We start from the raw sequence: 13000 nt of genomic DNA, 5'->3' as shown, positions 1-13000 counted from the left end.
GAGGGTGGATGAAGGCCACGCCGGAGGAACGGTTCGAGTCCTTGTACTGGACTCACCACCAGGAGCTGTTGGCCTTCATCCGCCGTCGCACCTCGCCGAACGTCGCGGAAGACATTCTGGCCGAGACGTTCGTGGTCACGTGGCGACGGATCGAGGAGGTGCCGATGGAAGCGCGACCGTGGCTGTTCGGCGTCGCCCGGAATTCGATCCGGAACTATGTGCGGGCGGACAGCAGACAACAGGCACTCCGGATCCGGCTCGAGCAGGAGCCGCCGGAGGCGCAGCACGACCTTTCGGTGTCGATCGCCAGCCGTGCGGACCTGGTCCGGGCCTGGAATCTGTTGACCGACTCCGAGCAGGAGGTCATCGCGCTCACCGCATGGGATGACCTCAGCAACAACGAGGCCGCCACGGTGCTGGGGTGCACCAAGAGCGCGTTCGCCGTGCGACTGTTCAGGGCTCGCCGCCGTCTCCTGCATCTATTGGAACGCACCGGGACCGGATCCTCAGGGTCGGGCCCGCGGCGCCAGGCACAGGGGAGCCAGTCATGACCGATCGCAACTCGACACTGCTGCGGGCGGTGCAACAGTTGGACCCGCAGGCCAATCCGGATCCGGTGGACAGCGAGGCACTGCTGGCGCGGGTGCGGCTGGCGATCGCGGATGCGCCGGAGGAGATGCCGGACCTCGCGCCGCGGCCGGTCCCCCGCACCACCCGGCGGGTCGTGGCCGGAGCAGCAGCAGCGATCCTCCTCGGTGCCGCGGTGTACACGGTTGCGAATCCGGACCAGCCACCGGCATACGCCTCCTGGACACCGACCCCGACGGAGCTCACGGCCCCGGTCGCGGCCGAGCGCGCAGCCGAGTGCCCCGACGTGGAACTGTTGCAGGAGCCGGCCGACGACGGCGGCGTGGACGTGACCGAGATCCCGTTGACCCTGCACCTGGCCGAGGAGCGCGGGGACTACACGTTCGCCGTCTCCTCCGGCGTCGGCGCACAGGGCGAGAGTGCCTACAGCGTCTGCCTCATCGAGCCGGACCGGACCACCGCTCAGGGTGCGATTCTTCCCGCGGACGCGGTGGTGGCTCCGTCCGCACCGGATGCGGTAGTCGTGCTCAACGACAGCGTCGACTGGAGCGTGGCCTCGGAGGAGGACGCGATCACCTACGTGTTCGGCACGGCCGGGACCGACGTCACCGCCGTCGACGTGCACACGGACTCGGGCAGCTTCGCGCATGCCTCCCTCGCCGACGGCTGGTGGGCCGTCTGGTTCCCGGGCGACGTGGACCTGAGCACCGATCTCACCGTGACCACGAGCGACGGCACCACCCGGGAAGTGGCCGCGGTGCCGAGCACCTCCGACGAGACGGCCGACCCGGAGGACAGCGACTGAGCCGGAGCACAGAACCGAACAGATCTTGGACGGCCCGGTCTACACGGGATCGAGCAGGTCCGGGCACCGGAGTGGGGAGGGCCATCCGGCGCCACAGGGAGCCGGCCGCGCGGGGGCGCGGTCGGCTCCCGTTGTAGGGTGGGAGATGACGGACACCGGGGCTGACTGTGCCCCGTGCCAGCCCGGCCCGATCTGGCCGGCGGGTCCAATGCGCAATCCCGAACGCCCACTCTGCGCTGGAGCCTGCCCATGTCCTCTGCTCGACCCTCCGCCGTGCGCCTCGTTGCGGCGGTTCCGCTCGTCCTCGCGCTGGCTGCCTGCTCGGCCGGCGCCGGCGGCGCACCCGACGACGACCCCTCGGGAACCACCGCGCCGGCCGTGGCCGGGTACCCGATCACGGTGGACAACTGCGGCACCGAGGTGACCCTCGACGCTCCCCCGCAGCGGATCGTGACCATCAAGTCGGCGGCCGCGGAGATGGTGCTGGCGCTCGGCCTCGGCGACCGGCTCGTCGGCACCGCCTTCGCCGACGGCCCGCTTCCGGACGACCTGGCCGACGCCGGGGCGGGCGTGCCCGTGCTCGCCGAGCAGGCGCCGTCGTCCGAGGTGGTGCTGAGCACCGAGCCGGACCTCGTCTACGCCGGGTGGGAGTCGAACCTGAGCGCCGAGACCGCCGGGGACCGGACCGCGCTGGCCGACCTCGGCGTGGCCACCTACGTGAACCCGGCCGCGTGCCTGGAGGAGGGCTACCAGCCCGACCCACTCACGTTCGAGGGCGTGTTCGCCGACATCATCGAGGCCGGTGATCTGCTCGGCGCCCCGGACGCGGCCGCTGACCTGGTGGCCGCCCAGCAGGCGGAGCTGGCGCAGGTGACGCCGTCCGAAGCCGGGCTCAGCGCGCTCTGGTACTCCTCGGGCTCGGACACCCCGTACGTCGGCGCCGGCATCGGCGCGCCGCAGATGCTGATGGACGCGATCGGAGTGGAGAACATCGCCGCCGACGTCCACGACTCCTGGTCCTCGCTGTCCTGGGAGGCGATCGCGGACGCCGAGCCGGATGTCATCATCCTGGTCGACTCCGCCTGGAACACCGCCGAGTACAAGATCGGTCAGCTCGAGGCGAACCCGACGACGGCGCTGCTTCCCGCCGTGCAGGAGGGCCGGTACCTGATCGTCGACTTCCCGGCCACCGAGGCCGGGGTGCGCAGCGTGCCGGCTGCGTCAGACCTCGCCGCGCAGCTGGAGCAGCTGGCGCAGGAGGGCTCCGGATCATGACCCGCACCGACCTCGGCGGTGGCCCGGCGCTCGGCGCCGCGGACCCCGGGCCTGCCCCCGTCCGAGCTCGCGGCGATCGGACGCCCGCACCGAGCAGCCCCGGCCGCACCGGCGCCCCGATCTCCAGGTCGGTGCTGCTCTGGCTACCCGTGGCGGTCGGGATCCTGGTCGCGTCGCTGCTGGTGTCACTGACGATCGGTCCGGCTCAGATCACCGTCGCGGAGATCGCGGGGTCCGCGTGGCACCATGTCCTGTCCTGGCTGCACGGGCTCGGACTTGGCGTCGACGTACCCCCGAATCCGCTCACCCAGATCCGGGACGGGATCGTGTGGGCCGGGCGTGCACCACGGTTGGCGACGGGCGCGTTCGTGGGTGCCGGACTGGCCCTGTGCGGCGGGGTCATGCAGGCGATCACGCGCAACCCGCTCGCGGACCCGTACCTGCTCGGAGTGTCCTCGGGCGCGGCCCTCGGGGCGGTCGCGGTCCTGCTCCTCGGTCTCGGCGTGGCGCTGCCCGTCGCCGCCTTCGGCGGGGCCCTGCTCGCGCTCGGCGCCACCCTCGCCCTCGCCGGGATCGGAGGCGCCCTCACGCCGAACCGGACCATCCTGGCCGGGATCGCGGTGGCCCAGGCCTGCTCAGCGCTGGTGTCCTTCACGATCTTCGCGAGCGCACGCGGCGACGCGTACCGGGAGATCATCAACTGGCTGATGGGTTCGCTCGCGGGCCGCACGTGGGCCTCGGTCACGATCGCGGGCATCGCGACGGTGCTGATCGGATTCATCGTGCTCGGGTTCGGGCGCACGCTCGACGCGTTCGCGTTCGGGGACGCCGCGGCGGCTTCCCTCGGTGTTCACGTGACGCGCACCCGGTGGGTGCTGCTGACGCTGACGGCCTTGCTCACCGGAGCGCTCGTCAGCGTCAGCGGCGCGATCGGCTTCGTCGGTCTCGTGCTCCCACACGTGGTGCGGCTCCTGATCGGTGGGCGGCACCTGCGCCTGCTCCCGGTCGCAGCGTTCGGCGGCGCCACGTTCCTCATCTGGGCCGACACCGCGGCACGGACCGTGTTCGCACCGCAGGAGGTCCCGGTGGGCATCCTCACCGCGGCGATCGGCGCCCCGGTGTTCGCCTGGCTGCTGGTGCGCTCGAGGAGGGCGGCGTGAGCGGGGCGACGGAGCCGGCCGTGACGGTCGCGGACCTGTGGACGAGCGAGCTGCGGTACCGGGTCAACGCGACGCAGATCCTCGGCGGTGTCGACGTGAGTGTCCGGTCCGGGCGGGTGACCGGTGTGCTCGGCCCGAACGGATCCGGGAAGTCGACCCTGCTGCGGCTCATCGTCGGCGCCCTGCCGCCCTCGAGCGGCCAGGTGCATCTGATGGGCCGGGACGTGGCACAGGTGAGCCGGCGTGAGCGGGCCCGGCGGGTGGCCTTCGTGGAGCAGGAGGCGCACGCCGAGGTGGACCTGCGCGTCCGGGACGTGGTGCTCCTCGGGCGGACTCCGCACCGCCCGGCCTTCTCCGGGGACAGCGCCGCAGACCTCGAACTGGTCGAGACCTCACTGCGGCGGACCGGCGCGCTGGACCTGGCGGAACGGGAGTTCGCGACCCTTTCCGGCGGGGAGAAGCAGCGCGTGCAGATGGCCCGTGCCCTGGCCCAGACCCCCCGGGTGCTGCTCCTGGACGAGCCCACGAACCATCTCGACGTCGCCGCCCAGCTGCAGGTGCTCGCACTGGTGCGGGAGGTCGCGGCGGCCGGCACCGGCGTGCTGATGGCCATCCACGACCTCGCCCACGCCGCCACGGTGTGCGACGACGTGCTCGTCCTGGACGCCGGCGTGGTGGCTGCCGCCGGGCCGGCGCGGGAGGTCCTCACCCCGGAGCTGATCGCCGCCGTCTACGGCGTGCGGGCCGAATGGGTCGACGGCGAGCACGGGTCCGCGCTGGTGTTCTCGCCGTTGCACGACGCCGGCCCCGCTCATACGGACCGGGCGCTACTGGCGGAGCCCTTCCGACTGTAGGTTGGGGCGCATGCCTGTGAGCGAGGATGGACGACGCTGGCGCCTGGACATCCCCCGGCCGAGCCTGAAGACCTTCATCAGAGCGGCGCGCTGGTGGATCGCGGCCACCGTGACGGTGCACCTCGGTGCGGCCGTGACCGTGATGACCGTGGACCACATGCGCAAGCGGCGCACCCCACTGACCGGGGAGTTCCCGCGGACCGCCCCGCGCACCATGCCGGTGGCGGACTCGGAGGTGACGACGTTCACCTACGGGGCGGACGTCTTCGACGCGATGCTCGACTCGATCAACAACGCCAAGCACACCATCCTGTTCGAGACCTACATCTGGAAGGCCGACGAGGTCGGGCACCAGTTCAAGGAGGCATTGATCGCCGCCGCCCGCCGGGGGGTGAACGTCTACCTGATCTGGGACACGTTCGGGAACCTGGTGGTCGACCCCCGTTTCTACCGGATGCCCGATCTGCCCACCTTGCACGCGCTCCGTTTCCCGCTGTTCCGGGGCGGCATGCTCACCATGAACGTACGCAAGACCGGGCTCGATCACCGCAAGGTGCTCGTCGTGGACGGCAACGTCGGCTACGTCGGCGGGTACAACATCGGATCCTTGTACCGGACCCAGTGGCGCGACACCCACGTGCGCGTCGACGGCCCGTCGGTGTGGGAGCTGGAGAACGCCTTCGTCGACTTCTGGAACGACCACCGCAAGGCGGACTTCCCCGAACTCCCGGACACCGGTGCGCATGGTTGGGAGCCTCGGATCCGTGCGGCACAGAACGCGCCGAGCCGGCTGCTGTTCCCCGTGCGAGGCCTGTACCTGGAGGCGATCGACCGGGCCGAGTCCCACGTGTACATCACGCAGGCGTACTTCATCCCGGACCGGGAGATCCTTGCCACCCTGATCGCGGCCGCTCGCCGCGGCGTGGACGTCCGGGTCCTCATCCCGGAGGTCTCCAACCACGTGCTGGCGGACTGGGCCGCGCGGTCCTACTACACCCGCCTCCTCAAGGCGGGTGTCACCCTCTGGCTGTTCAAGGGCGCCATGGTGCACGCCAAGACCATGACCGTCGACGGCCGCTGGTCCACCATCGGCACCACCAACATCGACCGGATGTCGATGACCGGGAACTTCGAGGTGAACCTCGAGTTCTACGACGACGAGCTCGCGGCGCAGATGGAGCGCGTGTTCAAGACGGACCTGACGAACGCGCGCCAACTGACGCCGCAGGAGTGGAGCGAGCGGAGCCGGGTGACGCGGCTGCTGGAGTACCTGACCAGGCCGTTCGGTCCACTGCTCTAGCCGGACTCCGCGGCTCGAGCGGCCAGATAGGCACACCCGCGGGGCGAGAGCTCGTACCCGACCGGCAGGCTCAGGGTGAGGCCGAGGTTCTTGAGCTTGCGCACATCCAGCTTGAACGGGTCCCGCTCCCGGCCGACCATTCCGGCCAGGTCCGGTGCCCGGCGGGCCGGGTGGTCGCGGATCAGGTCCAGGGTCTGCGCCGTCCAAGGGCCGTGGCTGCTGGCCCGGTCCAGTCGGTCCAGCCGCGCGGCGATGGCGGCCACGTCATCGGGTCCGAGCCGGTCGGAGGCGGCCAGGTCGGCACGCTCGTCCGGGCCGTCGTCCAGGTGGAACCGGACCCGATAGGTGGGCAGGTCCGGCGTGCCACGCAGATCCGCGACCAGGGTGGCCGCGTTCGGATAGCCGGCCCGGACTGCCTCGGCGTCGGTGATCTGCGCGGAATCCACCACGGACACCTCGTCGACGGCGAGGCGTCCGACGATGGTCCGGTACCGGTTCCCGGCGAGGACCTGGTGGCGTTTCCACCGGCGGAACGTGAGCGTCACCGCGCCCGACTGCACCCCGTCGCGGAACCGTACCTCGAACAGCATGACCTCAACCTACCCAGCCCACGCCGTCGATGCCGTGCCCCCGGCACCGCGTCCTAGACGCCCGTGAGGGCGAAGTGGGGCTCCGGTGGCAGTTCGACGGCGATCGCTTCCCCGGGACGGACCGTGCCGCCGCGCGCCACGACCCCCATGACCCCTGCCAGTTTGTGCACCTGCCCGGAGTCGTCCTTGCGGAGCACCTTCTTGAGCAGTCCGGGCTGGAAGTCGTTGATCTGCTGGCACGGATTGCGCAGGCCGGTCACGATGATGACCGCGTCGGCGATGTGCAGCCGGGTACCGACCGGCAGTTCGAGCAGCTCGATACCCGCGGTGGTGATGTTCTCGCCCAGCTCACCGGGCGCGACCCGGTGGCCCGCCCCGCCGAGCTCCTCGAGGAGTTCGGCGTGGATCAGGTGCACCTGGCGCAGGTTCGGCTGGCTGGGGTTCGCAGCGACCCGGCTCCGGTGCTTCACCGTGGCACCCGCATGGGCGTCCCCCCGGACGCCGACGCCCTCGACGAGTTCGATCGCCGGCGTCGAGGACTTGCTGAAGTTATGGGTCGGGCTGACGTGGACCGAATCGACTCGTGCACTCATATGGTGCTGATCCTAATGCGGTCGGCAGGCCCGACGCGTGGATCGGTGCGAAGCCCGCGACTGCTGCGGCCGTCAGCTGCCGGTGCGGAACATGTCCTCCTCGGGCGGGCGGATCGCGACGGCCGCGCCGTCGCCGTCCTCGTGGGTGACCAGGTGTCCTAGCCCTCGGACGACGGCGAACGGGCGGCCCTTCGCCTTGCCGCGCACGAGGTCGGCGGCGCCCGCGATCTCGTCCGCGACGGCGATCACGCTGGCGCGCAGATCCCGGCCCTGCATGTCCTGCTGGCCGCGCAGGTCCTCCAGGACGTCGATGCCGGCCGCGCCGATGGAGATGTCGGCGATGCCGCGGCGCCACGGGCGTCCGACCGTGTCGGTGATCAGCACGCCGGGGCGCAGCCCGAGCCGGGCGTTCAGACCGCGTCGGATCCGCCGGGCGGAGGCATCCGGGTCCTCCGGGAGCAGCAGCACGGTGCCGGGCAGCACGTTGGAGGCGTCCACGCCGGCGGCGGCCATCACCAGCCCCTGCTTGTTCTCCACGATCCGCAGCGTGGAGCCGTCCGGGTAGTCGCGGGTGGCGACCACGCGCACCGTCTCCGGTGATCGCGGCCTCGCGGTCCTTGCCGGCCACGAGCCGGCCCTCGGACTTGGCCACGATCTTGGAGGCGATCACCACGATGTCCCCCTCGGCCGGCCCGACCGAGCCGTCCGGCCAGGTCAGGGTCGCCAGGAACGGGGTGAGCAGCGCGGCGAGGTCGGTTCCGGACGTGACCTCACCCACGCCGTCGGGCGCTTGGACGAGCAACATTCAGTGGACCACCTTCGAGAGGACGTCGCGGCCGAAGGTCTCGATCCATTCGGTCTGGTTACGGCCGACGTTGTGCAGATAGATACGGTCGAATCCTAGGTCCGCGTAGGCCTGGATCGCGCGCAGGTGCACGTCCGGGTCCGCGGAGATCACGAGTCTGCCCTCGAAGTCCTCCGGGCGGACCATCTTCGCCACCTGGGCGAACTCGAACGGGGACCGGATATCCGCCTTCGGGAACCGCATCGCCCCGTTCGGCCACTGGGTCATCGCGTTCGTCAGCGCCTCTTCGTCGGTCGGCGCCCAGGACAGGTGCAGCCGCACCACCTTCGTCATCGAGTCCGGTGCCCGGCCGGCCTCCTTCGCACCGGCCGCGAACCTCTCGAGCAGGGTGGCCACCTTGTCCACCGGGGCGCCGATGGTGATCAGACCGTCGGCGTGCTTGCCCGCGCGGCGTGCGGTCACCGGTCCCGCGGTCGCGATCAGGATCTCCGGGGCCACCTCCGGCATCGTCCACAACCTGGTCGACTCCAGCTTGAAGTACTCACCGCTGTGCTTGTAGTCCCGGCCGGCGAGGGAGTTCGAGAACAGCCGGCCGATGATGTCCACGGCCTCGAACATCCGGTTGATCCGCTCCGGCGCCTCCGGCCAGTACCCGCCGACGATGTGCTCGTTGATCGCCTCACCCGAGCCGATCCCGAGCCAGTGCCGCCCCGGATACATCGCCGCAAGGGTCGCGCTCGCCTGCGCCACCATGGCCGGGTGCCACCGGAACGTCGGAGTGCTCACGCCCGGACCGATGTCGCCGGAGGTGCGCTCCCCGAGCGCGGCCAGCACGTTCCACACGAAGGACGCCTGACCCTGCGCGGGCACCCACGGCTGGTAGTGGTCGGCTGCCATCACCCCGGAGAACCCGTGCGCTTCCGCGTGGGCCGCGTGGGCGAGTACGTCCGTCGGATGGAACTGCTCGAGCATCGCCGCGTAGCCGATGGTCAACGTCATGTGGCGAGCCTAGGTCACGGTTGCCCCCCTTTCCGTTGTCCCGCCGGCAGGCGCAGGTCCGACGAACCCTCGCCGCTGTCGGGAATGATTCTCACCTATCGCGGGTTGACGCAATGTCCGGCGCAGTGCCGGATGCACGCGCGCGGGAGTCCTGCGCAGAAGGAGAAGCATCGATGGCCTCGACCAGCAAGACCCTGCGGCCGAAGATCACCCTGCGGTCCACCGCAGGTACCGGCTACGAGTACGTGTCCACCAAGAGCCGCCGCAACGATCCCGACCGGATCGTGCTGAGCAAGTACGACCCACGGGTGCGCCGGCACGTGGAGTTCCGCGAAGCGCGCTGACCGCGCTGCCGCGCGGGTGGCGGGCGTCGACGCCCGCCACCGGCGGTGCCGACGGCCCGGCTACAGCTAGTCGGTCGCCGGCGCCGGCGACCACTCGCCCGGGCGCTCATGGGCCGGGTTCGCGACCCGCACCTGTGGCCAGAGCTCGGCCCAGCCGTCCTCGTCGACGGTGCCGTCCGGGCACACGAACCGCAGTTCGATGGTGTCCAGGTAGGCGGTGCCCCAGTGGTCCAGCATCACCTCGGTACGGGCGGCGCCGCGCACGACCGACCCCTCGGCGTTCGTCCAGTCGGACGTGAGCAGGTTGGTCCGGTCCTGCTGGTCGGCGTCGGCAGCGGCGCCGTTGTAGAGGGCGAGGTCGGTCGCAGCCGTGGCTCCGGCGCCACCGTCCGCGGCCAGGTGCCCGGTGAGGGTCGTCGCGGACAGTTCACGGGCATTGCCTGCCTCACGCGGGTTCACCGGGTCCTCGCCCGCACTCGCGCGGGTCAGGTAGGTGCACCGGCCGACCAGGACCTCGGTCCAACCGTCCGCGGTCACGGCGCCATCGCCCCGGGCATAGCCCGGCGGCGGCCGCAGCAGCGTGGGCGGTGCCGGCTCCGGGGTGGCTCCCGGGTCGGTGGGTGGGTCGGTCGGCTCCGGCGAGGGCGACGTCGTCGGATCGGACGTGGTCGGGCCCGACGTGGGCGTCTCGGCGCCCGGGTCGGAGGTGGTCGGGTCCGGCGTGCGCGGTGTGGCCGGGTCGCTCGGGTCGGACCTGTCCGGGTCTGTGGACGTCGGTCCCGGCGCCGGGTTGTCGCTGCCGCCGGGCGCGGTGGACGACGGCGGGTCCCCCGGTCTGCCGCCCTGTCCGTCCTCGGGCGTGGGTTCGGTCTCCTGGGGTGCTGCGGGCGTGATCGGTTCCTCCGGTGGGAGGGTCTGTTCGGCGGCACAGCCCGCGAGCGCCACGACGATCGCAAGGGTCAGCCCGACGATGGCGCGGCGCATCCGCAACCCTCCCGCCATAGACTTCCCCTCGTTCTCGGATCCTCCCCCTGCGCCCCGCGGCGCCGCCCCCCGGCCAAACGAGTGTGCCATGCCGGATCGCGAATGGCACCCGTGGTGTGAGATGACTCACGAAGCGTGCAGGACCGCCGCGATCTCGGGACTCGCGGCGACGTAGCCATCCACGAGGCGCCGGGCCAGGTCCACCGAGTCCACCAACGGGTGCACCGCGAACGCACGCCAGGCGAGCTCACGCGAACCGGTCCGGGCGGCCTCGATGAGCAGCCGGTCCGCGGCCTTGACCGCGGTGACCAGACCCAGCTCGTCCAGGCTCAACGGCGACGGCGGCACCAACGGCGCCACTCCCGAGGAGTCCACCTGGCATGGCACCTCGATGACCGCGTCGTCCGGCAGCGTCGGGATGATGCCGTTGTTCGCGATGTCCAGGATCATCGACGCGCGCTCGCCCGCGAGCAGAGCCGCCATCAGGTCGACGGCCACCTCGTGGTAGCCGCCCCCCTCGACATCGGCCTGCTCCCGCTCGCCCTCGCGTGCCTCGGCCATGTAGGTGGCCTCCCGCTCGTGCAGCGTCTCGTCCCAGGCGGTACGGGCCACCACGGCTTCGGTGCCGGTGCCCGCGCGCGCGTAGAACGCCGACTGCTGGGCGTCGAGGAACTCACCACGGGTCTGCTCGGCGCCGGAGATCCGGGCCGCCGCCTCCCGGGCGAAGTAGTAGTAGTACAGGTACTCGTTCGGGATGGCCCCCAGCGCCCGGACCCAGTCCGGCCCAAGGGTGCGGGCCTCCTCGATCGAGCCGAGCAGCCCATCGTCGGCGAGCAGCTCGGGAAGGCGATCGACGCCGTCGACCGTCAACGAGTGCAGCCAGCCGAGGTGGTTCAGCCCGACGTAGTCGACGACGGCGTCGGCGAGGTCCACGCCGAGGGTCCGAGCGACTCGCCGGACCAGCCCGATCGGGGTGTCGCAGATGCCGACCACCCGGTCCCCGAGGTGGGTCCGCATCACCTCGGTGATGATGCCGGCGGGGTTGGTGAAGTTGATGGTCCAGGCCTGCGGTGCGAGCGCCGCGATGCGGGCGGCGACGTGGTCCATGACGGGCACGGTGCGCAGCGCGTAGGCAAGGCCTCCCGCGCCGATCGTCTCCTGACCGAGCAGGCCGAGGCCGAGGGCGACCCGTTCGTCGACGGTGCGCCCGTGCGTGCCGCCCACCCTGATCGCGCTGAACACGACGTCGACGCCGGCGACGGCGGAGTCCAGGTCGGCGGCGACGGTCACCGTGGGCGGGTGCGGCAGGTCGGCGGCCATGCCGTCGAGGACGGCCGCCATGGTCCGCAGCCGGGCCGGGTCGGTGTCCTGCAGCACGACCTCGGTGGTGCCCACGCGGTCGTGGGCGTGGGCCAGCGCAGAACAGACCAGCGGCACCCGGAACCCTCCGCCGCCGAGGATGGCAATTCTCATGTCCGCAACGTAGCCCACCATGGCAGACTCCCTACTCACCATGATCTACCCCGCCAGGCCGCCCGCCGCCGCCCCCGTCCCACCCACGCTCGATGTGCTGCTCGCCGGGACCGTCTTCTTCGACCTGGTCTTCACCGGGTTCCCGGTCCCGCCGGCACCGGGCACGGAGGTCTGGACCGAGGGCATGGGCTCCTCCCCCGGCGGCATCGCGAACCTTGCCGTGGCGACCGCCCGCCTCGGCCTGCGCACGGGCCTCGCGGCCGGCTTCGGCGACGACCTCTACGGCGACTGGATGTGGTCGGTGCTGCGCGACCAGGAGCACGTGGACCTGAGCAGGTCCCGGCGCTTCCACGACTGGCACACCCCGGTCACGGTCTCGCTCGCGCTGGACGACGACCGGTCGATGGTGACGCACGGGCATCCCGCGCCGGAGCCGATCACCGACCTGCTCTCACCGCCGCCGCGCACCCGCGCCGTGCTCGCGGACCTCGGCGACCCGGAGGTGCGGGAGGCGTCCTGGTGGCGTGCGGCCGCCAGGGACGGCGCCCTCGTGTTCGCCGACGCCGGCTGGGACCCGGAGCAGCAGTGGGACCGGCGGATCCTCACCGACCTCGCGGACTGCCACGCGTTCACCCCGAACGCCGACGAGGCGATGGGCTACACCCGCACCACGACCCCCGAGGCCGCCCTGGTGGCGCTCGCCGAGCACGTGCCGCTCGCGGTGGTCACCCGCGGGCACAAGGGCGTCATCGCCATCGACTCCTCCACCGGGGAGCGGGCGGCGGCGCCGTCGCTGCGCGTCGGTGCGATCGACCCCACCGGTGCCGGCGACGTGTTCGCGGCGGCCCTGGTGCTGGGCACCCTGCGCGGCTGGCAGCTGCAGAAGCGGCTCCGGTTCGGCGTGCTCTGCTCGGCGCTGGCCGTGCAGCAGTTCGGCGGCTCGCTGGCCGCGCCCGGGTGGGGCGACCTCGCCGACTGGTGGCGCGTGACGAAGGAGCACGCGGCCGACGGAAGGGCCGACGCCCGTGAGACCGTGACCCACTACGGCTTCATGGAGGAGTGCCTGAAGGGTGTGGACACCCGCCGGGTGCGCCGGGCCGAGGCCACGATCGCCCGGTTCTCGGACGCGGACGCCGCCACCGACGAGCCCGTCGCCCAGCCTGCGCTGCGCTATCCGCCGCCGCCCCCACGACCCGACGGGCCGCCGTCGACCCGCTGACCCATCCCCCC

The 13000-nt window shown here is 71.8% G+C and carries 14 protein-coding genes and 1 pseudogene; 8 read left to right on the top strand and 7 right to left on the bottom strand.

Annotated elements, in window-relative coordinates; translation table 11 throughout:
* Positions 1-8: 8 nt before the first annotated feature.
* From GKS42_RS08690 to GKS42_RS08665, 6 genes are all read left to right on the top strand, one after another.
* Positions 9-551 (top strand): RNA polymerase sigma factor, encoded by a 543-nt coding sequence (locus tag GKS42_RS08690; RefSeq protein ID WP_154793460.1) that lies wholly within the window; start codon positions 9-11, stop codon positions 549-551.
* Positions 548-1393, top strand: coding sequence for a hypothetical protein (locus tag GKS42_RS08685; protein WP_154793459.1), 846 nt, complete (start codon positions 548-550; stop codon positions 1391-1393). Before GKS42_RS08690 ends, GKS42_RS08685 begins: the two co-directional genes overlap by 4 nt.
* 249 nt (positions 1394-1642) lie before the next feature.
* Positions 1643-2668 carry a putative F420-0 ABC transporter substrate-binding protein gene (locus GKS42_RS08680; RefSeq protein WP_154793458.1) on the top strand — a complete coding sequence of 342 codons (1026 nt, stop codon included), beginning with the start codon at positions 1643-1645 and terminating at the stop codon, positions 2666-2668.
* On the top strand, positions 2665-3828 hold the full coding sequence (locus tag GKS42_RS08675) for a putative F420-0 ABC transporter permease subunit (RefSeq protein WP_154793457.1): 1164 nt from the start codon (positions 2665-2667) through the stop codon (positions 3826-3828). The genes GKS42_RS08680 and GKS42_RS08675 overlap by 4 nt, the downstream gene beginning before the upstream one ends.
* Positions 3825-4682 (top strand): ABC transporter ATP-binding protein, encoded by an 858-nt coding sequence (locus GKS42_RS08670; protein ID WP_232847982.1) that lies wholly within the window; start codon positions 3825-3827, stop codon positions 4680-4682. Before GKS42_RS08675 ends, GKS42_RS08670 begins: the two co-directional genes overlap by 4 nt.
* A 10-nt stretch (positions 4683-4692) precedes the next feature.
* A complete protein-coding gene (locus GKS42_RS08665; RefSeq protein WP_210769338.1) occupies positions 4693-5982 on the top strand; it encodes a phospholipase D-like domain-containing protein in 1290 nt (429 codons plus the stop codon).
* Here GKS42_RS08665 and GKS42_RS08660 read toward each other — a convergent pair.
* From GKS42_RS08660 to GKS42_RS08645, 5 genes and pseudogenes are all read right to left on the bottom strand, one after another.
* A complete protein-coding gene (locus tag GKS42_RS08660; RefSeq protein ID WP_154793456.1) occupies positions 5979-6572 on the bottom strand; it encodes an ASCH domain-containing protein in 594 nt (197 codons plus the stop codon). The two genes, GKS42_RS08665 and GKS42_RS08660, sit on opposite strands and share 4 nt — an antisense overlap.
* 53 nt (positions 6573-6625) lie before the next feature.
* Positions 6626-7165: an MOSC domain-containing protein gene (locus tag GKS42_RS08655; RefSeq protein WP_154793455.1), complete on the bottom strand. Its 540-nt coding sequence runs from the start codon at positions 7163-7165 to the stop codon at positions 6626-6628.
* A 72-nt stretch (positions 7166-7237) separates the two neighbouring features.
* Entirely contained in the window at positions 7238-7753 is a 516-nt protein-coding gene (cofE, locus tag GKS42_RS08650) for a coenzyme F420-0:L-glutamate ligase (RefSeq protein WP_354002705.1), read from the bottom strand.
* 85 nt (positions 7754-7838) lie between these two features.
* Positions 7839-7970, bottom strand: a pseudogene (locus tag GKS42_RS26915) (coenzyme F420-0:L-glutamate ligase); the annotation flags it as partial.
* Positions 7971-8969, bottom strand: coding sequence for a TIGR03557 family F420-dependent LLM class oxidoreductase (locus GKS42_RS08645; protein ID WP_154793454.1), 999 nt, complete (start codon positions 8967-8969; stop codon positions 7971-7973).
* Between the two features lie 173 nt (positions 8970-9142).
* Here GKS42_RS08645 and rpmG point away from each other — a divergent pair, with 173 nt between their 5' ends.
* A complete protein-coding gene (rpmG, locus tag GKS42_RS08640; RefSeq protein ID WP_154793453.1) occupies positions 9143-9313 on the top strand; it encodes a 50S ribosomal protein L33 in 171 nt (56 codons plus the stop codon).
* 66 nt (positions 9314-9379) lie between these two features.
* Here the strand turns inward: rpmG and GKS42_RS08635 are convergent, their stop codons facing one another.
* Together GKS42_RS08635 and GKS42_RS08630 are read right to left on the bottom strand one after the other, a co-directional pair.
* Positions 9380-10297 carry a hypothetical protein gene (locus tag GKS42_RS08635; RefSeq protein ID WP_154793452.1) on the bottom strand — a complete coding sequence of 306 codons (918 nt, stop codon included), beginning with the start codon at positions 10295-10297 and terminating at the stop codon, positions 9380-9382.
* Between the two features lie 126 nt (positions 10298-10423).
* On the bottom strand, positions 10424-11770 hold the full coding sequence (locus GKS42_RS08630; RefSeq protein ID WP_154793451.1) for a 6-phospho-beta-glucosidase: 1347 nt from the start codon (positions 11768-11770) through the stop codon (positions 10424-10426).
* A 19-nt stretch (positions 11771-11789) separates the two neighbouring features.
* On the opposite strand from GKS42_RS08630, the gene GKS42_RS08625 reads away from it, so the two are divergent.
* Entirely contained in the window at positions 11790-12989 is a 1200-nt protein-coding gene (locus GKS42_RS08625) for a carbohydrate kinase family protein (protein ID WP_435529668.1), read from the top strand.
* The last annotated feature ends 11 nt before the right edge of the window (positions 12990-13000 follow it).

The sequence above is a fragment of the Occultella kanbiaonis genome, from assembly GCF_009708215.1.
GTDB lineage: Bacteria > Actinomycetota > Actinomycetes > Actinomycetales > Beutenbergiaceae > Occultella > Occultella kanbiaonis.
The sequence above is the reverse complement of the archived record's forward strand: the minus strand, read 5'-3'. Positions and strand labels throughout refer to the sequence as shown.